General features: G+C 62.9%; 18 protein-coding genes. 10 read left to right on the forward strand and 8 right to left on the reverse strand.

Features of this window, described 5'->3' with window-relative positions; all coding sequences use genetic code 11:
* Nucleotides 1-148 precede the first annotated feature (148 nt).
* Together AC6CH8_RS00005 and AC6CH8_RS00010 are read left to right on the forward strand one after the other, a co-directional pair.
* Nucleotides 149-643: an SRPBCC domain-containing protein gene (locus AC6CH8_RS00005; RefSeq protein ID WP_420180219.1), complete on the forward strand. Its 495-nt coding sequence runs from the start codon at nucleotides 149-151 to the stop codon at nucleotides 641-643.
* Nucleotides 636-1,157, forward strand: a complete 522-nt coding sequence (locus AC6CH8_RS00010; protein ID WP_498188090.1) for a GNAT family N-acetyltransferase — start codon at nucleotides 636-638, stop codon at nucleotides 1,155-1,157. Before AC6CH8_RS00005 ends, AC6CH8_RS00010 begins: the two co-directional genes overlap by 8 nt.
* A gap of 7 nt (nucleotides 1,158-1,164) precedes the next feature.
* Here the strand turns inward: AC6CH8_RS00010 and AC6CH8_RS00015 are convergent, their stop codons facing one another.
* Together AC6CH8_RS00015 and AC6CH8_RS00020 are read right to left on the reverse strand one after the other, a co-directional pair.
* Entirely contained in the window at nucleotides 1,165-2,187 is a 1,023-nt protein-coding gene (locus AC6CH8_RS00015) for a LacI family DNA-binding transcriptional regulator (protein WP_091465519.1), read from the reverse strand.
* Between the two features lie 20 nt (nucleotides 2,188-2,207).
* Nucleotides 2,208-3,986 (reverse strand): glycoside hydrolase family 13 protein, encoded by a 1,779-nt coding sequence (locus tag AC6CH8_RS00020; protein ID WP_498188091.1) that lies wholly within the window; start codon nucleotides 3,984-3,986, stop codon nucleotides 2,208-2,210.
* 207 nt (nucleotides 3,987-4,193) lie between these two features.
* Here AC6CH8_RS00020 and AC6CH8_RS00025 point away from each other — a divergent pair, with 207 nt between their 5' ends.
* The 7 genes from AC6CH8_RS00025 to AC6CH8_RS00055 all read left to right on the forward strand — a co-directional run bounded on the left by AC6CH8_RS00025 (nucleotide 4,194) and on the right by AC6CH8_RS00055 (nucleotide 14,025).
* Nucleotides 4,194-5,492 carry a sugar ABC transporter substrate-binding protein gene (locus tag AC6CH8_RS00025; RefSeq protein ID WP_498188093.1) on the forward strand — a complete coding sequence of 433 codons (1,299 nt, stop codon included), beginning with the start codon at nucleotides 4,194-4,196 and terminating at the stop codon, nucleotides 5,490-5,492.
* A 96-nt stretch (nucleotides 5,493-5,588) separates the two neighbouring features.
* Complete coding sequence (locus AC6CH8_RS00030) at nucleotides 5,589-7,247, forward strand: ABC transporter permease subunit (protein WP_498188094.1); 1,659 nt, start codon at nucleotides 5,589-5,591, stop codon at nucleotides 7,245-7,247.
* Nucleotides 7,247-8,182 (forward strand): sugar ABC transporter permease, encoded by a 936-nt coding sequence (locus tag AC6CH8_RS00035; protein WP_091465525.1) that lies wholly within the window; start codon nucleotides 7,247-7,249, stop codon nucleotides 8,180-8,182. The genes AC6CH8_RS00030 and AC6CH8_RS00035 overlap by 1 nt, the downstream gene beginning before the upstream one ends.
* A 2-nt stretch (nucleotides 8,183-8,184) precedes the next feature.
* Nucleotides 8,185-10,167: a glycoside hydrolase family 13 protein gene (locus tag AC6CH8_RS00040; RefSeq protein ID WP_498188096.1), complete on the forward strand. Its 1,983-nt coding sequence runs from the start codon at nucleotides 8,185-8,187 to the stop codon at nucleotides 10,165-10,167.
* A gap of 101 nt (nucleotides 10,168-10,268) precedes the next feature.
* Nucleotides 10,269-11,732 carry an FAD-binding oxidoreductase gene (locus AC6CH8_RS00045; RefSeq protein WP_498188098.1) on the forward strand — a complete coding sequence of 488 codons (1,464 nt, stop codon included), beginning with the start codon at nucleotides 10,269-10,271 and terminating at the stop codon, nucleotides 11,730-11,732.
* 470 nt (nucleotides 11,733-12,202) lie between these two features.
* Nucleotides 12,203-13,432 carry an MFS transporter gene (locus tag AC6CH8_RS00050; RefSeq protein ID WP_498188100.1) on the forward strand — a complete coding sequence of 410 codons (1,230 nt, stop codon included), beginning with the start codon at nucleotides 12,203-12,205 and terminating at the stop codon, nucleotides 13,430-13,432.
* Nucleotides 13,433-13,536: 104 nt separating this feature from the next.
* Nucleotides 13,537-14,025, forward strand: a complete 489-nt coding sequence (locus tag AC6CH8_RS00055) for a pyridoxamine 5'-phosphate oxidase family protein (protein WP_498188102.1) — start codon at nucleotides 13,537-13,539, stop codon at nucleotides 14,023-14,025.
* A gap of 83 nt (nucleotides 14,026-14,108) precedes the next feature.
* On the opposite strand, the gene AC6CH8_RS00060 is transcribed toward AC6CH8_RS00055, so the two are convergent.
* The 6 genes from AC6CH8_RS00060 to AC6CH8_RS00085 all read right to left on the reverse strand — a co-directional run bounded on the left by AC6CH8_RS00060 (nucleotide 14,109) and on the right by AC6CH8_RS00085 (nucleotide 21,344).
* Nucleotides 14,109-15,338 (reverse strand): amidohydrolase family protein, encoded by a 1,230-nt coding sequence (locus AC6CH8_RS00060; protein WP_498188103.1) that lies wholly within the window; start codon nucleotides 15,336-15,338, stop codon nucleotides 14,109-14,111.
* Between the two features lie 36 nt (nucleotides 15,339-15,374).
* Nucleotides 15,375-16,397 carry an ABC transporter ATP-binding protein gene (locus AC6CH8_RS00065; RefSeq protein WP_498188105.1) on the reverse strand — a complete coding sequence of 341 codons (1,023 nt, stop codon included), beginning with the start codon at nucleotides 16,395-16,397 and terminating at the stop codon, nucleotides 15,375-15,377.
* Nucleotides 16,398-16,405: 8 nt separating this feature from the next.
* Complete coding sequence (locus AC6CH8_RS00070) at nucleotides 16,406-17,464, reverse strand: ABC transporter ATP-binding protein (protein ID WP_498188107.1); 1,059 nt, start codon at nucleotides 17,462-17,464, stop codon at nucleotides 16,406-16,408.
* Nucleotides 17,461-18,462, reverse strand: a complete 1,002-nt coding sequence (locus tag AC6CH8_RS00075) for an ABC transporter permease (RefSeq protein ID WP_091465538.1) — start codon at nucleotides 18,460-18,462, stop codon at nucleotides 17,461-17,463. The genes AC6CH8_RS00070 and AC6CH8_RS00075 overlap by 4 nt, the downstream gene beginning before the upstream one ends.
* A gap of 81 nt (nucleotides 18,463-18,543) precedes the next feature.
* Nucleotides 18,544-20,268, reverse strand: a complete 1,725-nt coding sequence (locus AC6CH8_RS00080) for an ABC transporter substrate-binding protein (RefSeq protein ID WP_178996081.1) — start codon at nucleotides 20,266-20,268, stop codon at nucleotides 18,544-18,546.
* 44 nt (nucleotides 20,269-20,312) lie between these two features.
* A complete protein-coding gene (locus AC6CH8_RS00085; RefSeq protein WP_498188109.1) occupies nucleotides 20,313-21,344 on the reverse strand; it encodes an ABC transporter permease in 1,032 nt (343 codons plus the stop codon).
* Nucleotides 21,345-21,504: 160 nt separating this feature from the next.
* Here AC6CH8_RS00085 and AC6CH8_RS00090 point away from each other — a divergent pair, with 160 nt between their 5' ends.
* Nucleotides 21,505-22,971, forward strand: coding sequence for a chlorohydrolase family protein (locus tag AC6CH8_RS00090; RefSeq protein WP_498188111.1), 1,467 nt, complete (start codon nucleotides 21,505-21,507; stop codon nucleotides 22,969-22,971).
* The last annotated feature ends 22 nt before the right edge of the window (nucleotides 22,972-22,993 follow it).

Genomic DNA, 22,993 nt, shown 5'->3' on the forward strand with positions numbered 1-22,993 from the left:
GTGTGGGAGAGTAGGACACCGCCGGACATAATTTGAGAAGAGCCCCGACCTTTATGGTCGGGGCTCTTTGCATTTAACCGTCCCGCTTGAGCGAAGCCGTCCTGTTTAACCCAAGTGAGTGCCTTCTGCCCCGGTAGAGTTGGTGGTCATGGAAAACCTCTTCAGCCACCCCGAGTCGGAGCCCGAGTCGTCCCAGCAGGACAACGATGCTTTGGAGCCCTTCATCATCACCGTCGTGGTCCCCACCAACGTCTCACATGCCTTCCAGGGATTCACGGATCACCCACACCTCTGGTGGCCGCTGGACCAAGAGAGCGTGTTCGGCGAGGGATCACATGTTGAGTTCGAAGAGAACCTGATCCTCGAGACGGCCGAGGACGGACGTACCTCCGTGTGGGGAACCATTGACGATTGGCAGCCGCCATTGTCTTTCCACGCCAGCTGGTATCCCGCGAGCACACCCCTTTGGTCCACCGAGATCCGTGTATCGTTCCGGGCCGTGGAAGAGGGCACTGAGGTTCGCTTGGTCCACGACGGGTGGGAGGGCGCCGAAGACCCCGCGGCCTCGCGCGCGTCCTACGCCGAGGGTTGGCCCCGTGTCCTGGAGCGCTACGTGAGATTCATGGGCGGAGCAGTTGCCTAGGATCCGCAGGCTCCACGCGAAAGATTGGGCCCTGTTAAGGGCCGTCCGCCTGGAGATGCTCAGAGATACGCCCATGGCCTACGTGGAAAGCCTGGATGCTGCGCGCCGGCAAACGGACACCCAGTGGCAGGAGCGTGCTGCCGCGATGTCCGGGGACGCCAGTGTCACCCTGATTGCCGATGGCGGCGAAGACGGCAGCAGATTCTGTGGCCTGATGCGCGTGGTGGTCAAACACCCCCAGAGCCCGGAGAAACCGCTGCAGGCTATGCTGATCAGCGTGTATGTCGCACCCGAGCATCGCGGGCTGGGACTGGCCGACGAACTCCTCAATGAGGCGTGCAAGGCCGCAGTGGAAGACTTGGCAGCGGAAAGCATTGAGCTTGGGGTGCATGAGGACAACTCAAGGGCACTGGCGTTCTACAGGCGTCACGGATTCGAGACAACGGGTGCCAGCCGGCCTTATCCGCAGGATACGTCAAAGCTGGAGCTCGTGATGGAACGGCCGCTGCCCTAGGAACGTCCTAGGATGTACCGGGCCTGGGCACAGCGGTACTTGTCCGCACCACCAGCCTGGTGGGGTGCTCCGTGTCTGCGGGTTCCAGAACCAGCCCGTTGTTGATGGCACCCAACAGGGTCCGGACAGCCAATGCCCCCTGCCCTTTGGCATCCTGGTCGATGGTGGTCAAGCCAAGGACATTGCCCAGGTCATGCCCGTCGATGCCCATGACGGAGAGATCGTCCGGGATGCGCAGGCCGAAGTCCCGGGCGGCAAGGATGGTGCCAATGGCCATTTCGTCTGACGCTGCGAAAACGGCCGTGGGGCGTTCCGGTGCGCTGGCCAGCAGTTGCCTCGCAGCCGCGTAGGCGCCTTCTATGGTGAAGTCCGCGGAAACGATCCATTCGGGCCGGACCGGGCAGCCGGCGTCGTTCATTGCCTTTTCAAAACCGCTGCGGCGGGTTCCCGGCAGATGGAAGTCTTGGTCGTAGGCTTCATTGCCGGTGATGTGCGCTATCTTGGTGTGCCCCAGACCCAGCAAGTGGTTAGTGGCTTTCAGCGCGATCCCGGAGTCGTCGATCCTGATGGTGGATGCTCCCGGTAAGGGCCCGCCGATACCCACTATGGGGCGGTGCACCGCGTGAAGCTGCTCGATTTCGTCTTCGCTAAGCTCCAGGGATACTGCGATGACCGCATCCACCCGCTTGCGGAGCAGAAAGTCGCTGAAGACGCTCTGCCGGTGTGCGGGGTTTTCACCAATGTTGTACAGGGTGAGGTCGTAGCCGGCCTCAAGCAATGCCGCTGAGGCGCCCTCGATCACCGCTGAGAAGAACCAGCGGTGGACCGAGGGCACCACCAAGCCGACATTGTGGGTGCGCCCGGAGGCCAGGCTCGACGCATGGTAGGAAAGCACGAATCCCAACTCGGCAGCTGCGGCACGGGCACGTTCGCGGCTTGTGGGGGAGACATTGCCCTTCCCGCTCAGCGCCCGTGAGACCGTGGCAACGGACAGCCCTGCTCGCTCGGCTACGTCCTTGATGCCGGTCATGCTGCTCCTTGGTGGAAAAGTTAGCTGGCCGTGAGCCAGATTGTCTCCCCCGAGCCTAGTAGATCAACGCCTGGTAGATCAGCGCTTGGTAGGACGGTGCCTGGTAGATCGGCGGCGCTGCCTTCTCCAACGGAGCTCCGCAGGATCGTTTCGCCGGCCGGAAGTGGCATGGCCTCAGCCCCGACGTTCATGATCACCAGGGTGTTGCCGTTGAGGTAGGCGAGCGAGGTCTCACTGCAGTAGTCCTCCGCCCAGGCGAGGGAGCCCTCGCCCAGACGGTGCGTGGCCCGGAGGGCGAGCATCCGGCGGTACAGGTTAAGGTGCGACGCCGGATCAGACTCTTGCTTGTCCCTCGCCAGCGCGGTCCAGGACTCGGGCTGAGGCAGCCAGGGGTCCATACCGCTGCCGAACCCGGTGTGAGGTTCGGTCGAACGCCAGGGGAGCGGCACACGGCAGCCGTCGCGGCCGATGCGGGCTCCGCCGGTGCGGGCGAACGTGGGGTCCTGGCGCATGCTGCCGGGAATGCTGGAGGAGTCGGGTAGGCCCAGCTCTTCGCCTTGGTAGAGGTACGCGCCGCCGGGAAGTCCGAGCATGAACATGGTGGCTGCGGCAGCGCGTCGTCGTCCGAGTTCTTCGTTGGGCTGCATGTCATCAGGCCCAATGCCGTCACCGTCGCGGGGCCCTGGTCCGTCGTAGCCGAAACGGGACACGTGCCTTACGACATCGTGGTTGGACAACACCCAAGTGCTCGGGGCACCCACGGCGTCCAGCGAGACCAGCGAGTCGGTGATGATGTGGCGGAGGCGGTTCACATCCAGTCCTGCGTGCAGGTAGGGGAAGTTGAAGGCCTGGTGCATTTCGTCGGGACGGACCCACTGTGCCAGCCGGGGGAGCGGGTCGACGTTGGCTTCGGCGCACAGGATGCGGTCCGGTCCGTACTCTTCCAGGATGGAGCGCCAGCGGCGATAGATATCGTGCAGGGCGGGCTGGCCGAACATCGGCGCATCCTGGCCCGGGAAGCCGTCGGAGCTGTTGCCGTCTGCACGCCCACCCCAGTTGGGGAGGCCAGCGGCCTTGACCAGCGCGTGGGCAACGTCCACCCGGAAGCCGGAGATGCCGCGGTCCAGCCAGAAGCGGAGAACGCGTTCAAACTCAGCATGGACGGCAGGGTTGTCCCAGTTGAAGTCCGGCTGTGAGGAGTCGAAGAGATGCAGGAACCACTGGCCGGGCTGACCGTCAGCTTCGATGATGCGTGTCCACGCCGGGCCGCCGAAGTGCGATTGCCAGTTGTTGGGTGGCTCGTTGCCGTCGGGCCCTTGACCATCACGGAAGATGAACATGTCCCGCTCCGCGCTGTTGGCGCCGGCAGCAAGTGCTGCTTGGAAAGCGACGTGCTGGTCAGAACAGTGGTTGGGGACGAGGTCCGCGATGACGCGCAGGTTGAGCCTGTTGGCCTCTGCGATGAGGGCGTCGAAGTGGTGCAGGGTGCCGAAGAGGGGGTCGACGTCGCAGTAGTCGCTGACGTCGTATCCTGCATCGCGCTGGGGTGAGCGATAGAAGGGGGATAGCCACACGGCGTCGACCCCCAATGCCGCCAACTGCGGCAGTTCGGCAGTGATGCCAGCCAAGTCGCCTACGCCGTCACCGTTGAGGTCCCGGAAGGACCGCGGATAGATCTGGTAGATCACGGCGGAACGCCACCATCCGTGCGCCATTGAGGCGTCGTGGACCGGGGTCACATGCGTGAAAACAGTGGTGGGCTCGGGGCTCGCAACCGAGAGCAAGGAATCAACGGACATGAACACATCGTAGAAGACAAATCTAAAAGTTGTAAACGTTTCCAGTCCTAAGGGTGCTGTCTTTGCGCTACTCGGGAGGGGTGGGCTTTTCAAATGTGCTGCGGGCCCTGTAGTGTGTGGAAGCGCTTGCAGTTGTGAGCCATGTCACCGGCGGAGAGGCGGGCCTCAAGCCCTTGCCGTCGAAGCAAAAGAACGAAAGGGACACCAATGAAGGTGCACAATACCCTCGCGACTCACACCACCCGGCGCGTTTTCGCCACCGGGGCGCTCTCCGTGGCCGCAGCCTTGGCACTGAGCGCGTGCGGTGGAAGCGCCTCCACCGCACCGAGCTCGGAAGCCGCAAAACCGGATCTCAAGGCGGCAGGAGCCGGTGTCATCACCATGTGGGTGGACGCCGAGCGTTCCCCGGCATTGAAGGACATCACGGAGAAGTTCAAGTCCGATACCGGCATCGAGGTGAAGCTCGTGGTCAAGGACTTCGCCGCCGTGCGCGACGACTTCATCACCCAGGTGCCCACCGGGCAGGGGCCTGACTTGATCGTCGGACCCCACGACTGGATTGGAAAGTTCGTCCAGAACGGCGTGATCGCACCCGTCGAGCTGGGTGACAAAGCCGGACAGTTCCAGGATTCCTCCATCAAGGCCATGACCTACAACGGCGCTGTCTATGGCGTCCCTTACGCCATCGAAAACATTGCCCTCCTACGCAACACCGGCATCGTGGACAGCAAGGCTGCCACCTTGGACGAAGTAGTGGCGAACGGCAAGAAGGCCGTGGCAGATGGCAAAGCCACTTTCCCCTTCCTGGTGGGCATGGACCCGAAGCAGGGCGATCCGTACCACCTGTACCCGCTGCAGTCCTCCATGGGCTCACAGGTCTTCGGTAAGAACGCCGACGGCGAATATGACGCCAAGCAGCTCCTCATCGGTGACGCTGCCGGCGTCGAATTCGCCAAGAAGCTGGCCGCCTGGGGCGATGCCGGCGAGAAGATCATCAACTCCAACATCACGGGTGACATTGCCAAGGAGAAGTTCCTGGCCGGCGAATCCCCGTACTTCGTGACGGGCCCGTGGAACGTTCCGGATGTCCAGAAGAAGGGCATCAAGTTCTCCGTAGACGAGCTGCCCACCGCCGGCAACGAGCCTGCCCAGCCGTTCATCGGCGTCAACGGCTTCTTCATCAGCGCCAAGAGCGCCAACGCCTTGGCCACCAACGAGTTCGTCACCAACTACCTCACCTCCGAGTCGGCTCAGGACTCCATGTATGCAGCAGGAGGACGGCCTCCGGCCCTCAAGGCGTCATTCGACAAGGCCGCCAGCGATCCCGTGGTGGAGGCATTCGGCAAGATCGGTGCCACCGGCGTTCCCATGCCGGCCATCCCGGAAATGAGCGCGGTGTGGGCTGACTGGGGTGCTACCGAACTGGCCATCATCAAGGGCCAAGGCGATCCGGCTGAGGCCTGGACCAAGATGGCAGACAGCATCAAGTCCAAGATCGGCGGCTAGCACCGCAACCGGATAACTCCACCGGTCTGCCAGGGCCGGGCGGCACTCCACCGCCCGGCCCTGCCTGCCGCCAACCGCTTCACCCAAGGATCCACAATGCCAAAACCAGATCTCCGCGAACTGCCCTCCAGCCAAGGCCATGCGGCCCCGGCCGAGAATTCCAGCAGCAGGACCGGCCGTCCAGCGAAGCCCGCACGTCCAGCCAAGCCCACACGCCATCCGGATTCCCTCAAGGGCACCATCCTCAAAGTTGTCCTGCTGGGACTTGTGGACGCCTTCGCGGTGTATGTCCTGATGATGCTTTTCCTCAGCCAGTCGTGGGCTGCGCTGGCAGTGTCGTCGTTGGTGGTCCTGGCTATTAACTGGATCTACCTGCGGAAAGGCGGGCTGCCGGCAAAATACCTGGCCCCCGGGGTCCTGTTCCTGCTGGTGTTCCAGGTACTGGTGGTGGTATTCAGCGGTTACATCGCCTTCACCAACTACGGCGATGGGCACAACAGCACTAAGGACGATGCCATTTCGGCCATCCAGCTGACAGCGCAGAAACGCGTCCCGGATTCGCCTGCTTACAAGGCTTCCGTGCTGACCAAGGACAACGAGTTCTATCTGCTGTTCACCGATCCGGCAGGGAAGGCGCAACTCGGTAGTAGCGAAGATCCGCTCGCCGAAGCCCCGGACGCCGGCAAAGACTCAACGGGCAAGGCCAACTCCTTGCCGGGCTACCAGGCGCTGAAGTTCCAGGAGATCGTGGCCAACCAGCAGGAGATCCTGAAGATCACGGTCCCGGTTTCGGACGACCCCGCCGATGGAACGTTGCGCACAGCAGACGGCAGCACGGCGTACCAGTTCAAGCCGGCGCTCAACTACGACGCCGCTACGGACACCTTCGTGGACACCGAAACCGGCGCGGAATACCGCGACAACGGCAAGGGCGCCTTCGCCAATGCCAACGGAGAAACATTGGCCACCGGCTGGAAGATCGATGTCGGTATGGACAACTTCGTCCGGGCCTTCACGGATCCCAGCCTTCGCGGGCCGCTGGTGGGCGTGATCCTCTGGACGTTCACGTTCTCCATCGCGTCCGTCGCGCTCACCTTTGTGATGGGCCTCTTCCTGGCAATGACCTTCAACCGCGAGGACCTCAGGGGAAAGAAGGTGTACCGGATCCTGATGATCCTTCCCTACGCTTTTCCCGCCTTCCTGTCCGGCCTGGTATGGTCCGGCATCCTCAACCCCGAGTTCGGCTGGCTGAACCAAACCTTGCTCGGCGGCGCGAACATTGGCTGGCTGACGGACCCCGTCCTGGCCAAGATCAGCGTGCTGGTGGTCAACGTGTGGCTTGGTTTCCCTTACATGTTCCTGGTCTGCACCGGCGCCCTGCAGTCGCTGCCGTCCGAAATCGACGAGGCAGCCCGCATGGATGGAGCCTCCGCTTGGCGGGTGTTCCGTTCCATCAAGCTACCGCTGCTGCTCGTGTCCGTGGCGCCGCTGTTGATCTCTTCCTTCGCCTTCAACTTCAACAACTTCAACGTCATCTACATGCTCACCGGCGGTGGGCCGCGCTTCGCGGACACTGATCGCGATATCGGTTCCACCGACATCCTCATCACGCTGGTGTACAAAGTCGCGTTCGGCCAAGGCACGGGCCGCGACTACGGCCTGGCCAGCGCGCTCGCGATCATCATTTTCATCATCGTGGCCACCATTTCGGCCATCAGTTTCAAGCAGACCAAAGCACTCGAGGACGTGAACTGATGAGCGTACGCACCCTGGCTTCCAGCAAGGAAACAACAACGGTCGACGGCGGCCCGTCGCCGCTGACGCAAAAGCGCCGTCCCTTTGGGGTCTGGTTCAAAGACAAAGGCTGGCGGCATGTGGTGGGCATCGTCACCACCATCTTCGCCGTGTTCCCGCTGCTCTACGTGCTCTCCGCTGCCCTGGATTCCAACGGCACCCTTGTGGGTTCCAACGGGCTGTTCTCCAGGTTCGACACCGGTAACTTCGTGGCACTCTTCAGCGACCCCACCCGCCCCTTCGGCCGCTGGTTCGTGAACACGTTGGTGGTAGGTACGGTAACGTCCGCCGCTACCGTCTTCCTCGGTGCCATGGCCGCGTACGCTTTCTCCCGCATGCGCTTCAAGGGCCGCCGGATGGGACTCCTGACCCTCCTCCTGCTGCAGATGTTCCCGCAACTGTTGGCCGTCGTCGCGATCTTCCTGCTCCTCAGCGGGATCTCGCAGGTAATTCCGGCCTTGGGGCTGGGCAGCCAACTGGGCCTCATCATGGTGTACCTGGGCGGAGCGCTGGGTGTGAACACCTACCTTATGTACGGGTTCTTCAACACAGTCCCGCAGTCACTGGATGAGGCCGCCAAGATCGACGGCGCCAGCCACGTGCAGATCTTCTTCGGCATCATCCTGCGACTGGTCACGCCCATTCTGGCGGTTGTGGGTCTCTTGGCCTTCATCGGCATTTCCAGCGAGTTCGTCATCGCCAGCGTGGTGCTGACCGATCCGGACAGCCAGACGCTCGCCGTCGGGCTTTACTCCTACGTGGCCCAGCAGCGCTCCGAGAACTGGGGCGTATTCGCGGCCGGGGCCGTGATCGCAGCGATCCCGGTCATGGCACTGTTCCTCTTCCTGCAGAAATACATCGTCAGCGGACTTACCGCCGGATCAGTGAAAGGCTGACCATGCCAATCGCCCTTCCGCACCACGACGGCTCGAGCCTCTTCGTATCCAACACCGCACCCGGGCCTGTGTCCCTCGGCGACACCGTTCGCCTCCGGGTCCGCGTACCGCAGGGCTGGGGACCGGCGTCGAAAGTCTGGGTCCGTTCTGTCCAGGACGGTGAGCCCCGCTACGACGCCGCATTCCGGCTCGGCTCCGCCGATGGCTGGGACTGGTGGGAAGCGGCGATGCTGGTGGCGAACCCGGTGGCCAGGTACCGCTTCCTGCTGGAAGTCACTGACACGCACGACGACGGTGCTGCCGCCGGCACGCCGACTGGCGGCGCACTGGTTGGCACTACCGTCGGGCGGCGCTACTGGAACGTCAACGCCCAAGGCCTGTTCGCCCGGGACGTTTCGGATTCAGCAGACTTTAGGCTGACGGCGTTCGCCCCGGCGCCGGAGTGGCTGGGCAAGGGCACCATGTATCAGGTATTCCCGGACCGGTTCGCCCGATCCGCCCAAGCGGACGGACACCCCACGCCGGAGTGGGCCATCGCTTGCTCCTGGGATGCCCTGGTGGTGGGAACGGGCGAGGAAGCCTCCACACAGTTCTACGGGGGAGACCTCCCCGGGATCACGGGCAACCTGGACCACCTGAAGGAACTGGGCGTGGACATCCTCTATCTGACGCCCTTCTTCCCTGCACGTTCCAACCACCGCTACGACGCTTCCACCTTCGATTCCGTGGATCCGCTCCTGGGTGGTGACCAGGCCCTGGTGGATTTGGTTGAAGCCGCACACGCGCGGGGCATCCGCGTCATGGGGGACCTCACCGCGAACCACTCCGGCGCTGCCCACGAATGGTTCGTCAAAGCGCTCGCCGATCCTGGATCAGAGGAAGCCGGCTACTACTACTTCAGCCCGGACCATTCCAGCTATGAGTCGTGGTGGGGAGTGCCGTCGCTACCCAAATTCAACTGGTCCTCGGAAGCCCTCCGCCGGCGTTTCGTGACGGACCATGATTCCGTGGTGTCCCGTTGGCTTAAGCCGCCGTTCAACCTGGATGGATGGAGGATCGACGTCGGCAACATGACGGGACGCCTTGGATCTGTGGATCTCAACCATGAAGTTGCCCGGCTCATCGCTGACCGTGTGCGTGAAATCAACCCGAACGCGGCCCTGCTCGCTGAGTCCACATCCGATGCCGCCCCCGACGTTACTGGTGAGCACTGGCAGGGTGCCATGACGTACTCCAACCTCACCCGGCCGCTATGGTCCTGGCTCGCGAAAGACGCGCCGAACGTAAACTTCTTCGGCTCACCCCAGTCGGGGCCCAACAGGATCTCCGCTGAAGATTTCCTTGTGACGCACCAAGACCTCGCAGCGGGATTTAGCTGGGCTGTGCGACAAAACAACATGAACGCGCTCAATACGCACGACACAGCGCGGGCAGCAACGGTAATGGTCGACGGCGGCCCGGCAGTGGGCGCGGTGCTCACCTTCTGCCTGCCGGGAGTTCCGGTGTTGTTTGCCGGCGATGAATATGGATTCGAAGGGTTCAACGGCGAGGACTCCAGGACTCCCATGCCGTGGGCTGAGTCGGGATCGGAAGGGGAGCCGGCCCCTGTGGTCGAGCATCGCGTGGTTAAGGACTTGCGATCCGTCTACGCAAGCCTCGGGCGGCTCCGCAGGGAAATGCCCGCGCTGACTGAGGGTGGTGTGCGATGGCTGCACGCAGAGGGCGACGCCATGGTCTTTGTCCGGGAAACCATGGAGTCTTCAGTGCTGGTCTTCGTCTCGAGGGATGCTGCCCAAGTGGTCCTCGACGATTCGGTTCTCAGCGACGCGCAGCTTAGGGCGTTGCTACTGCCGCCCCTGCACCACTCCGGCACGGTGGCATCGGCAACTGCCGGTCCATCCGGCGTCGAAGGTGTTTGTCTACGCTCGGAAGGTATCTCCGCAGGAATCTGGGCGATCCCCGGAACCCCGCTTCCCTTGGACTAAAGGTTGCCCGATGCCCCGCCGGTGCTGGCTAGACTGGCAAGGAAAAGACTGCGAAGACTGCCGGTTTGGCGTGTCCGCGGTGCTCATGTGGAGGGAAAGCCTTGTCGGACGAAACAGCCATCGCCGGAACATCAGCGGAAAGCATCAAGGAACGCACGGTGGGCCGAGGGGAAGCCGCCAAGCCACCTGTCATCCAGGGGACTTTCGTGGAGGAGCTTGCCGCTGGACTTGGGGCCGGGCAGATGGCGGACGACGAAGAAACCCTCACCGTGTACTCGGCGGATCAGGGTCCAATGCTGGAGAGGCATCTGCCCCTGGCTGTGGTGTGGGCCGAGTCCGTGGAGGACGTGCAACATATTGTTCGCAGTTGCGCGGCGCATCAGGTGCCTATCGTCGCCCGGGGTGCTGGAACCGGTGTCTCCGGGGGAGCGCATGCCACCCAGGGCTGCATCGTCCTGAGCCTTGAACGGATGAACCGGATCCTGGACCTCAACCCCGACGACGAGACCGCCGTCGTCGAACCCGGCGTTATCAACGCCGAACTGAACGCTGCCGCGGCCAAACACGGCCTGATGTACGCGCCCGACCCGGCGAGCTACAAGATATCCACCATCGGCGGCAACGTTGCCACCAACGCCGGAGGACTGCGCTGCGCCAAATACGGTGTAACGCGCGATTCCGTGCTGGCCCTGGACGTCGTCATGGCGGATGGTTCGCTGATGCATACCGGCCACCAGACCTTTAAGGGCGTCGCAGGTTATGACCTGACCGCGCTCCTTGTCGGGTCTGAAGGAACGTTGGGAATCGTGGTGGGCGTGACCGTCCGCTTGAAGTACCTGCCTCGCGAGGTCCACACCATCGCCGCCTTCTACCAGGACTTCCGCAGCGCCGCCGCCGGAGTCCTCGCTGTGGGCAGGGCCAGGGTACAGCCCGCCATCATGGAGCTCCTGGACAACGGCACCTTGGTGCAGCTCGACGAACTCCATGGCGGTGACCTCCAAAAACGCGGCAAGTCATTACTTCTGATCCAGACCGATGGCTTCGGTGCGGCTGCAGAAGCCGACGTCGTTCGGCAAGTCCTCGCTGAAAGCGGCGCAACAGTGACCATGGAAGCCAGTGCGGAAGCCGAAATGCTGGTGGAAATGCGCCGCAACAGCCGCGGCGTCGAAGTGGATGACGAATTCAGGGTGGGGGAAGACATCGCCGTCCCGCGCTCGCGGCTGGTCGATTTCGTAGCCGAACTCGAGGCGATGGCCACCCGATTCCACGTCCGACTCAAAGTAGTGGCCCACGCCGGCGACGGCAACCTGCACCCCACTTTCTGGCTGGACAGGGTTGACCCTGCTACCGATGCGGAGGCCCTGAAGAGGCTGAATGCTGCCTTGGACGAATCCATTCGAGTCGGCCTCGATATGGGCGGCACCATCACAGGTGAGCACGGAGTTGGCCAATACAAGCTGCGATGGCTCGGCCTGGAGCAGCCCGAGCCCGTGAGGGAGCTGCAGCGGCGCATCAAAGAACTGTTCGATCCCCAAGGGATTCTGAACCCGGGGAAGGCTATCTAGGGTCTTGCCTTTGAGTCGGCCCGCAGGGCCGGAACGCTCGGCGCGCTCGGTCGTCTGGTGCCCGCAGGGCCGGAACGCTCGGCGCGCTCGGTCGTGCCTCCCTTAGACGCGCGCTGCCGCGTGCCGGCCCTGCGGGCCATCCGGGGACGACTCGCTGACGCTCTATCACGTCCCTCGTGTTTGGTTGTGACGCTCTATCACGTCGCTCGTGTTTGGTTGTGACGCTCTTTCACGTCGCTCGTGTTTGGTTGTGACGCTCTATCACGTTCAAGGCCGTCCACGGATCGACCTTGCGTTTCTTGGTATTCCAAACTTGACAGCATCGCACTTGGAGTCGTTTATTCACCATGGTTTACGGCATTTACTTTCTGCGCATCACCTCTTAGTCTTACTTGGTATACCAAAATTGCTATGAGGGGAATGACGTGCGTGTGAAGCGGTTGGCTGGGGCGGGATTGAATCCGAGGTTGATGACTGGCCTGATGCTGCTCGCACTTGTTGTGGTGTCAGTTAACCTTCGACCGGCCATTACGACCGTCGCCGGGGTCATGAACCAGGTCCCGGGAGTTTTCAACCTGGACCCCGCGCTGCTGCCCTTGTTGGGGACTCTGCCCGTGCTGGCGTTTGGTATTTCCGGTCCCATCGGGCCTAGGCTGGCTAGACGATTCGGCACCGGGCGGGCTGTGGCTCTCGCCTTGCTGGTTCTCGCTGTAGCGCTGGTGGTTCGGGCGACCGTGCCGGCACTCCTGCTGCCGGGCACATTCCTGGCCGGCATGGCGATCATGACCGCGAGTGTCCTGGTGCCCCAGATCGTCAAAGCAAACCGCGGCACCGGCTGGTGGACGGGACTGTGCACCATGGGGTTCGGGCTCGGAGCGGCGCTTGGGGCCGGACTGGTCCAGCCACTGGAGCACGCTTTCGGCGGCAACCTGCCATCAGCACTGGCTGTGTGGGCTGTCCCAGCCCTGTTGGGAGCCTTCCTGATCCACCGTGCCGGAGGCCCCGCCGGGGATGGCGCCGCTAGGTCGCTGGCCGGGGACGCGCCGTCGACGATTGTCACGAGAAAGCGGGCCGTCCCGCTCCGGAAGCAGCGCACCGCGTGGGCCGTGACAGCGTTCTTCGGCCTCCAGGCCATGCTCTACTTCGCGATCACATCCTGGCTGGCGGTGTATTTGGTATCCCGTGGGCTTGCAGCAGCCGATGCCGCTGCCCTGCTCGCTTGGTTCAGCTTGGCCGGGTTACCGGCAAGTTTGTTGGCACCCGTGCTGGCCGGTCGTCCTGCCATCCTGCGGATCATGGCGCCGGGGCTAGGTGTGTCTGTCGCGTTTGCGCTGTTGGGAGTCCTGACATCGCCGGTTGAGGTGCAGTTCCTCATGGTCGGGATTCTGGGGGTTGTGCAGAGTGCGGGATTCGGGCTCGCCATGGCGTTGGTGGTGATCCGATCTGACGGACCACAATCTGCGGGAAAGCTTTCGGCAATGAGCCAGGGATTTGGCTTTGCGTTGGCGTCCCTCGGTCCGCTGGGCGCCGGATTGCTGCACACCATGACCGGTGGCTGGGAGCTGACGTTCTGGGCGCTCGCCGCCGAAGCCGTAGTGCTGGCCGGTGCCGGGTTCCTGGCCGTCCGGGGACCACTGGTGACTGTTGATCAGGGAAGCCAACAGGCCGAGAATGTCTCGAAAGCCAGCCTTGTTCGATAATCCGGCCGTAGGAGGGCGGGCGCAGCGAACAAGACCGGGACTGGCCGCCCGGAACCCGAAGCACGGCCTGTCGGGCAGCAACTCCGCGGCGTATCCTCGGCGATATGACTAACTCACCATCAGGGACGCAACAGCCGGAAACACCTGCCACGGAAATCCTGGAAACCAACGAATGCTGGGAGCTTCTCCGTGGCGTCTCAGTGGGCAGGCTTGCCGTTGTGGTGGACGACCACCCGGACATCTTCCCCGTGAATTACAAGGTTGATCACGGGACCATGGTGTTCCGGACTGGCGAAGGCACCAAACTTCATGCAGCCCTGGGCGACGCGCCCGTGGCCATCGAAGCCGACGGCGTTAATGCCGAAACAGGGGTGGCATGGAGCGTTGTGGTCAAGGGCCAAGCATCTGCCGTGAAACTCACGCAGGACGTGCTGGATACCGTCGGGCTCCTTCTTTTCCCATGGGAAGCAGGCCAAAAGGACCAGTTCATCCGCATCACTCCCAGCAAGGTGACGGGTCGGCGATTCACAGTGACTCCCCCTGTGACGTGGTGGACGCCGCTGGATGAAGCGCCCACGGCCAGAGGCGAGTAGCCCGGCACGCAGAAACCCGTCCTCGTCCGGGCTCCTCACCGTTCAACGGAGAGGAGCCCGGACAAGAGCGGGTTCCGAGGGAGCTAGACCAGTTCCAGCTGGTCCGCCACAACCCTTCCGGCGTGGATCACGGTGCGGTCCCTTCCTCGGTCCATCACCGTGGAAGCCACCGTTTCGCCGTCCACCAGCAACAGGTCCGCGGGATCGCCAACCTCGACGCCGGGACGATGGGCCGTGTCCTTCAGCCTGGTTGCGCGGGGGTCAAGGATGCTCGCACCACCGATGGTGGCGATGGCCAGGCAGTGCTCGATCAGCTCGTCCTTGCGGAAACCGTGCGTGAAGGCGAGCTGCCAGGTGCGGTCCAGCATGTCCGTGTTGCCGTAAGGGGACCAGTAGTCACGTTGGCCATCCTCGCCCAACCCCAAACGAACGCCGGCTTCGGTGAGCAAGGGAATGGGCAGTTGGCCAGCAGCAGACGGAGCAACCGAGGCCAAGGACACGTCCAGTTCCGCGAAGGCATCAATGAGCCTGCGCGTAGTGGCCTCGTTGACGCTGCCCAATTGGTACGCGTGGGACATGGTCACCTTCCCCTGCATGCCTAACGCCCGGGTGCGCTCGAGGACCAGATCCGTGCTGAAGACTCCCAATTCGCCGGGCTCGTGGAGGTGGATGTCGATGGGAACCTGATACTTCTCTGCCAGCCCAAACACGATGTCCAGGTGCTTCGCCGGATCGCGGTCCAGCGTGCAGGGATCGATGCCACCCATCACGTTGGCGCCGGCTTTCAGCGCCTCCTCCATGAGCTCCAACGTCCCTTCCTCCAGCAACAACCCGGCCTGGGGGAAAGCGATGATGTCCACGGAGGCCTGGCCGGCGAATTTTTCCTTGGCGGCAGCAACGGCGTCGAAACGCTCCAGCCTGCAGTCCACGTCAACCTGCGCGTAGGAGCGGACCCGGGTAGTACCACGGGCGATCATCCGGCCCAGGGTGTCGTTCACGCGTTCCTGCAACGGGACCTCAGCGTTGCGCCAGTTTTGACGGTCGTTCATCATCATGGTCCACACACCCGGACCTCCGGTGTGCTCACGGAACGGAAGGCCGATCCGGGTGGAATCAAGGTGAACGTGGACGTCCGAGAATGACGGGAGCAGCAAACGTCCGCGGCCTTCCACTACCGTAACGCCACCCGGAACCACGCGGGCTGGATCATGCGGTTCGACGGCGGTGATCTTGCCGCCTGCTTCGCCCGCGACAAGGGTGACGTCGCTGAGCGCTTGCCCCCAGGGGCGGACGGCGCGGATCAGGGTATTCAATGGTTACTCCTTTGATAGTGAATCTATTGCCTGCTTCTATTGCACGCCCGCCAGGACCGTTGCGGCCATAGCTGTGTGGTGGCAGGCCGGAGCCGCGAGGCTGGCTGGTGTGGGAATCTGGTCAATGCACCGCTGGCGTTGCTCCTCGGGAAGCGTGCCGATCAACGGGCAACGGGTCCGGAAGACGCAGCCGCTGGGTGGGTTGGCCGGTGAGGGCAGGTCGCCACGAAGCCGGATCTTCACCTGTTCCCGTGCGGCACGGGGATCCGGGAGTGGTACTGCGGAGAGCAATGCCTTGGTGTACGGATGCAAGGGATCGCTGAACAAAGCGTCCCGAGGCCCCTGCTCGACGACCTTGCCCAGGTACATCACCGCGACTTCGTGGGAGATGTGCCGGACCACAGAGAGATCGTGCGCGATGAAGATGTAGGAAACGCCGGTGTCGCGCTGGATCTGCTGCAGCAGGTTCACCACCTGTGCCTGCACTGAGACGTCCAAAGCGGACACTGGTTCGTCGCACACAATCACTGACGGACTCAGGGAAATCGCCCGGGCGATACCCACGCGCTGACGCTGGCCCCCGGAGAACTCATGCGGGAAACGGTTGTAGTGCTCCGGCTTGAGCCCCACTTGGTCCAGGAGTTCCTTCACCCGGTTCTTGAGGCCACCTGGCGGATTGATCCTCTGCGCCACCATGGGAGCGGCGATAGCTGTACCCACTGTTTGCCGCGGATTCAGGGACGCGAAGGGGTCTTGGAAGATCATCTGGACCTTGCGCCGGAAGTTGTACAGATCCTTGCCGCGAAGTTGGCTGATGTCCTCGCCGTCCACCAGAATCCGGCCGCCCGTCGGGTCCATGAGGCGCGCCACCATACGGCCAGTGGTCGATTTACCGCATCCGGACTCACCTACGAGTCCCAAAGTCTGGCCTCGGGCGAGACTGAACGATACGCCGTCGACCGCTTTGACAGAGCGTTTGGCAGCGCCCGGAAGCAGGCCGCCCTTCAGCAGGAAGTGCTTTTGCAGGTTCTCCACCTGAAGAATTGGCTGATGTTCCATGGCCGGTCCTAACGCGAATTCCGAATGGTGATGATCTGCGGGCCGCTCAGATGGCAGCGTTTGCCGTGCCCGTCCTCCACCAGCAGTTCAGGCCGCTGGTTGGCGCAGATGCCGTCGCCGGCGAGTTCTGTGTACTGGCATCTTGCGCTGAAGATGCAGCCCTTGGGGAGGTCAAGGAGCGACGGCGGCTGGCCGGGTATGGGGTTCAGCTGGCTCGATGCGCTGTTGAGCGTGGGCATCGAGTTGAGCAGGCCCAGTGTGTAGGGGTGCTGGGTGTCGTAGAAGATCCCGTCCACCGGCCCGGACTCGACGCACTGCCCGCCGTACATGACCAACACGTTGTCGCAGACCTCGGCAACCACACCGAGGTCGTGCGTGATGAGGATCAACGCCGAGTTTGTTTCCTCTTGGAGCTCGGACATGAGGTCCAGGATCTGCGCCTGAACTGTGACGTCCAGCGCCGTGGTTGGTTCGTCCGCGATCAAGAGCTCAGGTTCGCAGATCAGCGCCATCGCGATCATGGCACGCTGGCGCATGCCACCGGAGAAGTGGTGGGGGTACTCGTCGTAGCGCTGCTCAGGGCTCGGGATACCCACCCTCCCCAGCATGTCGACGGCGGCCGCCCGGGCCTGCTTCTTGCTCGCCTTGTTGTGGACCAGGTACGCCTCGGCGATCTGGTGACCCACAGTGTAGAAGGGGTGCAGCGCCGAGAGCGGATCCTGGAAGATCATGCCGATGTTGCGGCCGCGGAGCGGGCGCATCGCGGACTCGGGCAGGGTGACAAGGTCCTTGCCTTGGAACATCGCCTGGCCACTCACCTGCGCCGAGGTGCCCTTGAGCAGGCCCATCAGCGCTTGGCTGGTGACGGATTTTCCGGAACCGGACTCGCCCACAATGCCAAGGGTCTGACCGCGCTCAAGGGAGAAGTCCATCCCGTTCACTGCGGAGACAACACCGTCGTCCGTAGGGAACTTCACGCTAAGGTCACGGACCTCCAGGAAGGGGGCGGTGGCGAGGCCGCCCGCTGGGGCGCCCGCCTGTTGAGTGGTGGTGTTCACATGGGTCATTGGAGCCTCACTCGGGGATCGATGGCGGCGTAGGCGAGGTCCACCACGACGTTGGCCACGATGACGAAGAACGCGGCCAGCATGGTGATGGCCATGGTGACGGGAAGGTCTCCGGAAATGGCAGCATGCACGGCCGTGAAGCCCAGGCCGGGGACGGAGAAGATCTGTTCAGTGAGGACCGCGCCGCCCAGCAACAAGCCGATGTCCATGCCGAGCATGGTCACAACCGGTGTGATGCCGGCCCGTACGCCGTGCTTGAACGTGACCATCCGTGGTGCCAGGCCCTTGGCGCGGGCCGTCCGGATGAAGTCCTCGCCGAACGTCTCGATCATGTTGGTCCGGGTGACACGGATGTAGGAGGCACTGAAAAGCACGGCCAACGCAATCCAGGGCAGCAGATAGTTGGCCACCCAGGCTCCCGGACCTTGCGGGCCGAACGGGCTGTTGATCTCGTTGGTGGTGAAGGGCAACAGGTGTAGTTGATTGACGAACAGGAGCAGCAGGAACAGGCCCGTGACGGGGATCGGCAGTGAAACGCCCACGGAGGCGGCGCCCACAATGAACTTATCCACGGGAGAGCCCTTGCGGAGGGCGGCCAGAAGGCCAAGCCCGACGCCGGTAACGGTCCACAGCACCAGCGCGCCGATGGCCATGGAGAAGGTGTAGGGGAGTGAACGGCCGATGATGTCGGCTACGTTCTCATTGGTTTGGAAGGACTTTCCGAGGCACGGCCATTCGCAAAGAGTCTGCGCACCCGGGGCGCCGATCATTCGTGAAGAAAAGAGCCCGCGGATGTAATCGGCGTACTGGACGAAGAAAGGTTGGTCCATGCCCAAAGCAACACGGGCCTCGGCCACGCGCTCGGGTGTGCACTCCTGACCGCACGCAGCGGCTGCGGGATCAGAGGGGCCGAGCTGGAAAAGCGTGAAGGTAATAAAGCTGACCGCGGCGAGAAGCAGGACCAACGAACCGGTCCGGCGAAGAATGAAAGTCATCATGGTGGTGGTTGCGGGCCGCCCGCTGAGGCAGGCGGCCCGCTTCTCCTTCTGGACTATGCCCGAATAGTTTTCGAAGCCCGGTTATTGCTCGACGCCGACGATCGAGAGATCGATGCCGCCGAAGAAGTAGCCCACCTGGGCGTTGCGGACGTTGGAGCCCACCACGCTGTTGGTGTGGCTGCGGATGAGCGGGACGATCGGGTAGGTCTTCAAAGCTGAGCCGAAGGCCTCGGACCACTTCTTGCCCAGTTCCTCGGAGGTGCCGTCCGTATTGCGGAGATCGAACATGGCCTTGGAAACTACGGGATCGAAGTATCGGGACGTGTTGGAGAAGCCGTAGCTGGTGCCTTCATTGTTCGGTCCCAGCAGGGGATCCGCGGAGGTGCGGACTGACGCCGGGTCGGCACCACCGCACCAGCCGGAACGCCCCATGTCCGGCAGTTGCTCACTGGCCAGGACGGAGTAGTAGTTCGGTGCCGGGATCGGTACCAGCTCAACCTCGATTCCCAGGGCCTTGAGGTTCTGCTGGACAACCGTGCCGGTGTTCTTGAACGCATCGCGGTTGTTGGCGTAGCCGTACGTCAGGGTCTTGGGGAAGTCCTTGCCTTCCAGGAGCTTCTTGGCTTCTTCCAGCTTGGGCTTTCCGGTGGGGTCCAGTTCCAGTTCGGTCTCCACGTAGCCGCGCATCTTGGCATTCAGCGGGCTCTGGGTGATTTCACCGAAGCGTCGTCCACCGTACTGAACCAGGATCGACTGGCGATCCAAGGCCAACGCGATCGCCTTGCGGACATCCGGGTCCTTGATCTTTTCCGTGTTCAAACTCAGGACGTCGTTGCATCCCAGAAGACCCGAAGCCACCCGGTCTTTCACCTGGGCATCAGCCAGCTTGGCGGAGTCCGAGGTTTGAAGCGCGCCATTGGAGTCAAGGGTGATGGCGTTGGGGTCCGAGTCGGCCAGAAGCTGCTGGCTGATGGTGGCCTGCGAGGTGGAAAGCGAGAAGCTGAACGTGTCCGGGAGTGCTGAGCGGTTGGGGTCCGTCGCGGGATCCCAATGCGGGTTGCGAACCAGTTTCAGGGACTTGCCACGGTTGTAGGACTCCACCATGTACGGTCCCGAGGACACCGGGTGGTTGGTGTAGTCCAGCTTGGTGTCCTTGGCCTTCGGGACAGGAGCGGTATTGGACCGGGATGCCAACGCCGGGAACTCGGCGAACGGTTTTTTCAGATGGAAGACCACGGTGCGCTCATCAGGCGTTTCAACGGCCTTGAGCACAGCGGAAGGATCCTTGTACGGCCCCTTGTACCCGCCGGCGTCGAGCGCTGCGTTCAACTCTTGCGGCGCCTGGGTGAAGACATCCTGCGCGAAGGTGCGCTCCACGCCGTACTTGATGTCCGCTGAGGTGATGGGTGTTCCGTCCTCGAACTTCACGCCTTCCTTGAGGGTGAAGGTCCAGCTGAGGCCGTCGTCGGAGACCTTGCCGGTGTCCGTTGCGAGGTCCGGGACCACTGTTGGCGGCTGGCCCGCTGTTTCCTTGGCCATGGTCAGGGTGCGGTAGTACAGCTGGCCAACATTTGCCGTCTGAACGTAGTTGCTGTTTCCGGGGTCCAGAGTCTGGAAATCGGAAGACATCAGGACGTTGATGTTGCCGCCCTTGGCAGTGAAGCCGGACTTGACCACGTTGGGCGCCAGTTCCGTGACCGACCCGGCGGGCTTGGAACTGCTTGGCTGGCTTTGGCCGGCTCCGCAGCCGGTAGCGGCCATGGCGATCAACACCGAAAGTGCCAGAGCTCTTGCAGGGGTTTTCATGATGCTCCTTGTGAGGGGGTGAAAGGCGATGCGGGGGATGAGTGTTAGTGGCGCGAAGCTTTAGGGTCAAGGGCGTCCCGGACGGCGTCGCCCAGGAGGTTGAAAGCCAGGACGGTGACGATGAGCATGATGCCGGGGACAGAGAGGAACCACGGATCACTGAGGTACCAGTTGCCGGATTGGGCGGCGTTGAGCATCTGGCCCCACGACGGTGTGGGGTCCTTGACGCCGACGCCCAGGAACGACAGCGCTGCCTCGGCTGAGATGTTGGTGGGGATCAGCATGGTGGCGTACACCAAGACGACTCCCATGACATTGGGGATGATCTGTCGGAAGAGAATGCTGAGGTGCGAGGCGCCAAAGGATCGGGCGGCTTCCACGAACTCGCGCTCGCGGAGGCTCAACACCTGTCCGCGGACGATTCTTGCGAGGTACGCCCAGCCGAAGAAGCCCAGGATGATGACCAAGGAGGCCATGGGCAGGAAGCTCCCTTCACCCAGCGGCGTATCCCTGAGCCGTGACTGCAGGATGGGCGTCAGGGAGAGCACCAGGAGTAGGTGCGGGAAGGCCAGGAATAAGTCCATGATGCGGCTGATGATGGCGTCGGTCTTGCCACCGAAGTAGCCGGCGGCCGCGCCCAGGACAGTTCCGAGGACCACCGAAACAACGGTTGAGAGCAGGGCGATGGTGAGGGAGACCTGTCCGCCGTACGCGAGTCTCGCGAAGAGGTCGCGTCCCAGCCCGGGCTCCACACCCAACCAGTGCTGGGCGGACGGGTACATGTAGCCGGGGAGCGGCAGGCCGGGCGTTTGAAAGTCGTCCAGAACTTCGGGGCTGGTATTGGACGTGTAGGGGTCGTTGCCGGACATGGCACTCAGGACGGGAGCCAGGATGGCGAACAGCAGGATGGCGACCACCACGCACAGGCTGAGGAGGGCGATCTTGCTGCGCCGGATCCTCATCCAGGCAGTGGCGAGGAGGGAACGCGCTTCGGCAGGTGCCTTGGCCTCCGGCGACGTTGCAGGAGTCAGCGGCGGGCTGCCGATGCTTGGTTCGACGGACTGTATCTGGGTCAACGGTTCTGCTCGTTTCGTGATCAGGAGCTGGCTCCGGAGTTCTTGTATACCAAAATAGACTAGAGCAGGATTGATGCGATGTAAATCACAAATAATGTACTGTTTGGAATACCAGAGAGTAATACGAGCTGTCCTTGGCGGACAGGAAACAGGAGTCGCCGTGCCTACCAAGGTCACCGCCCGCTACGTGCTGGGCCATCACAACGGACACCACGTGCTGCTGGAAAACGCGTGCGTGGTCTACAGCGGCCACATCATTGACTATGTGGGGAATGACTACGCAGGTCAGGTGGACGAGGAACGCGATCTCGGCGATGCCTTGCTCATGCCCGGCCTGATCGACCTCGATGCCCTCACGGACATTGACCACCTCATCCTGGACAGTTGGGCAGGTCCGGAGCAGGCCAAGGGTCACCAGTGGTCCGAGGACTATTTCCGTTACCGCCGCGCTGACGTCTTCACCGCCGAAGAACGCCAGGAGGTCCGCGAGTACGCCCTGATCCAGCTGATTCTGCACGGCATCACCACGTACATGCCCATCGCATCGGAAGTTCACTCCGAGTGGGCTGAACCTTTCAAAGAACTCGTGGGCATGGCTGAGTCCAGCCGACGCCTGGGCCTGCGCGGCTACCTGGGCCCGGCGTACCGCTCGGGAGTCAACGTCGTGTTGGAGAACGGCGAACGTTCAGTGATGTTCGACGACGACCGCGGGCGGGAGGGGCTGGCCGATGCCTTGCGCTTCATTGACCACGCAACGGAACTCGATGACCCGTTGGTCAACGGAGTCCTGCTACCGTGCAGGATCGAGACGCTGGACATCGAGCTGCTTAAGGCCACCGCAGCAGCGTCCAGCGAACGGGACATCCTGGTGCGTCTGCACTCACTCCAGGGCCTCGTGGAGCGCGAGCTCATCCTTGACTGGCACGGAGTGACACCCTTGGAGCTTTTGGAACAAGTAGGGATGCTCAACGAACGCCTGCTGATCCCGCACGCCACCTACACGGACCGAAATCCTGCGGTCCACGGCGAGGACCGCGGCGACCTCACCCGACTGGCAGCCAGCGGTGCCAGCATCATTCACTGCCCTTTGACTTCCATGCGTTATGGCAGCACGCTGGATTCCTTCGACGCCTACAAGGCGGCAGGCATCAACATCTCCTTGGGTACGGACTCGTTCCCGCCGGACCTGATCCGCGGCATTGATGCCGGCGTCCAGCTCGCCAAGATCATGGCCGGGACCAACGACGCCGGCGACGTCGCCGGATATTTCGACGCCGCCACCCTGGGAGGAGCGCACGCACTGCGGCGTCCTGACCTTGGGCGCCTCGAACCCGGTGCCCAAGCAGATCTCGTGGCCTTCTCACTGGGAGACATCCGGGACGGCGTCCACGACGACCCGCTCCGGACCCTGATCCTGAACGGCACTGCCCGCCAGGCCGTGCTCTCAGTGGTGGCAGGCAGGACCATTATGACCAACGGTGTGATCGAGGGAGTGGACCTGGACTACTGGCGCGCAAAAGGGCAGGAGCTCTTCGATAAGATGCGCAACGCCTACACCGTCAGGGACGCCCGGAACCGTGCGGCGGATGAGCTGTTTCCTCCCGTGTATGCTCGGTTGGAACGCTGACCGGCGTCGTCCGGCACATGGA

The organism is Paenarthrobacter sp. GQ52 (genome assembly GCF_059759005.1).

What these genes read in the sequence shown, in the direction of transcription:
- AC6CH8_RS00075 (WP_091465538.1), bottom strand. Translation starts at nt 18,462, where the DNA reads ATGATGACTTTCATTCTTCGCCGGACCGGTTCGTTGGTCCTGCTTCTC.
- AC6CH8_RS00070 (WP_498188107.1), bottom strand. Translation starts at nt 17,464, where the DNA reads ATGACCCATGTGAACACCACCACTCAACAGGCGGGCGCCCCAGCGGGC.
- AC6CH8_RS00015 (WP_091465519.1), bottom strand. Translation starts at nt 2,187, where the DNA reads ATGACCGGCATCAAGGACGTAGCCGAGCGAGCAGGGCTGTCCGTTGCC.
- AC6CH8_RS00025 (WP_498188093.1), top strand. Translation starts at nt 4,194, where the DNA reads ATGAAGGTGCACAATACCCTCGCGACTCACACCACCCGGCGCGTTTTC.
- AC6CH8_RS00050 (WP_498188100.1), top strand. Translation starts at nt 12,203, where the DNA reads ATGACTGGCCTGATGCTGCTCGCACTTGTTGTGGTGTCAGTTAACCTT.
- AC6CH8_RS00020 (WP_498188091.1), bottom strand. Translation starts at nt 3,986, where the DNA reads ATGTCCGTTGATTCCTTGCTCTCGGTTGCGAGCCCCGAGCCCACCACT.
- AC6CH8_RS00030 (WP_498188094.1), top strand. Translation starts at nt 5,589, where the DNA reads ATGCCAAAACCAGATCTCCGCGAACTGCCCTCCAGCCAAGGCCATGCG.
- AC6CH8_RS00035 (WP_091465525.1), top strand. Translation starts at nt 7,247, where the DNA reads ATGAGCGTACGCACCCTGGCTTCCAGCAAGGAAACAACAACGGTCGAC.
- AC6CH8_RS00055 (WP_498188102.1), top strand. Translation starts at nt 13,537, where the DNA reads ATGACTAACTCACCATCAGGGACGCAACAGCCGGAAACACCTGCCACG.
- AC6CH8_RS00005 (WP_420180219.1), top strand. Translation starts at nt 149, where the DNA reads ATGGAAAACCTCTTCAGCCACCCCGAGTCGGAGCCCGAGTCGTCCCAG.
- AC6CH8_RS00065 (WP_498188105.1), bottom strand. Translation starts at nt 16,397, where the DNA reads ATGGAACATCAGCCAATTCTTCAGGTGGAGAACCTGCAAAAGCACTTC.
- AC6CH8_RS00040 (WP_498188096.1), top strand. Translation starts at nt 8,185, where the DNA reads ATGCCAATCGCCCTTCCGCACCACGACGGCTCGAGCCTCTTCGTATCC.
- AC6CH8_RS00080 (WP_178996081.1), bottom strand. Translation starts at nt 20,268, where the DNA reads ATGAAAACCCCTGCAAGAGCTCTGGCACTTTCGGTGTTGATCGCCATG.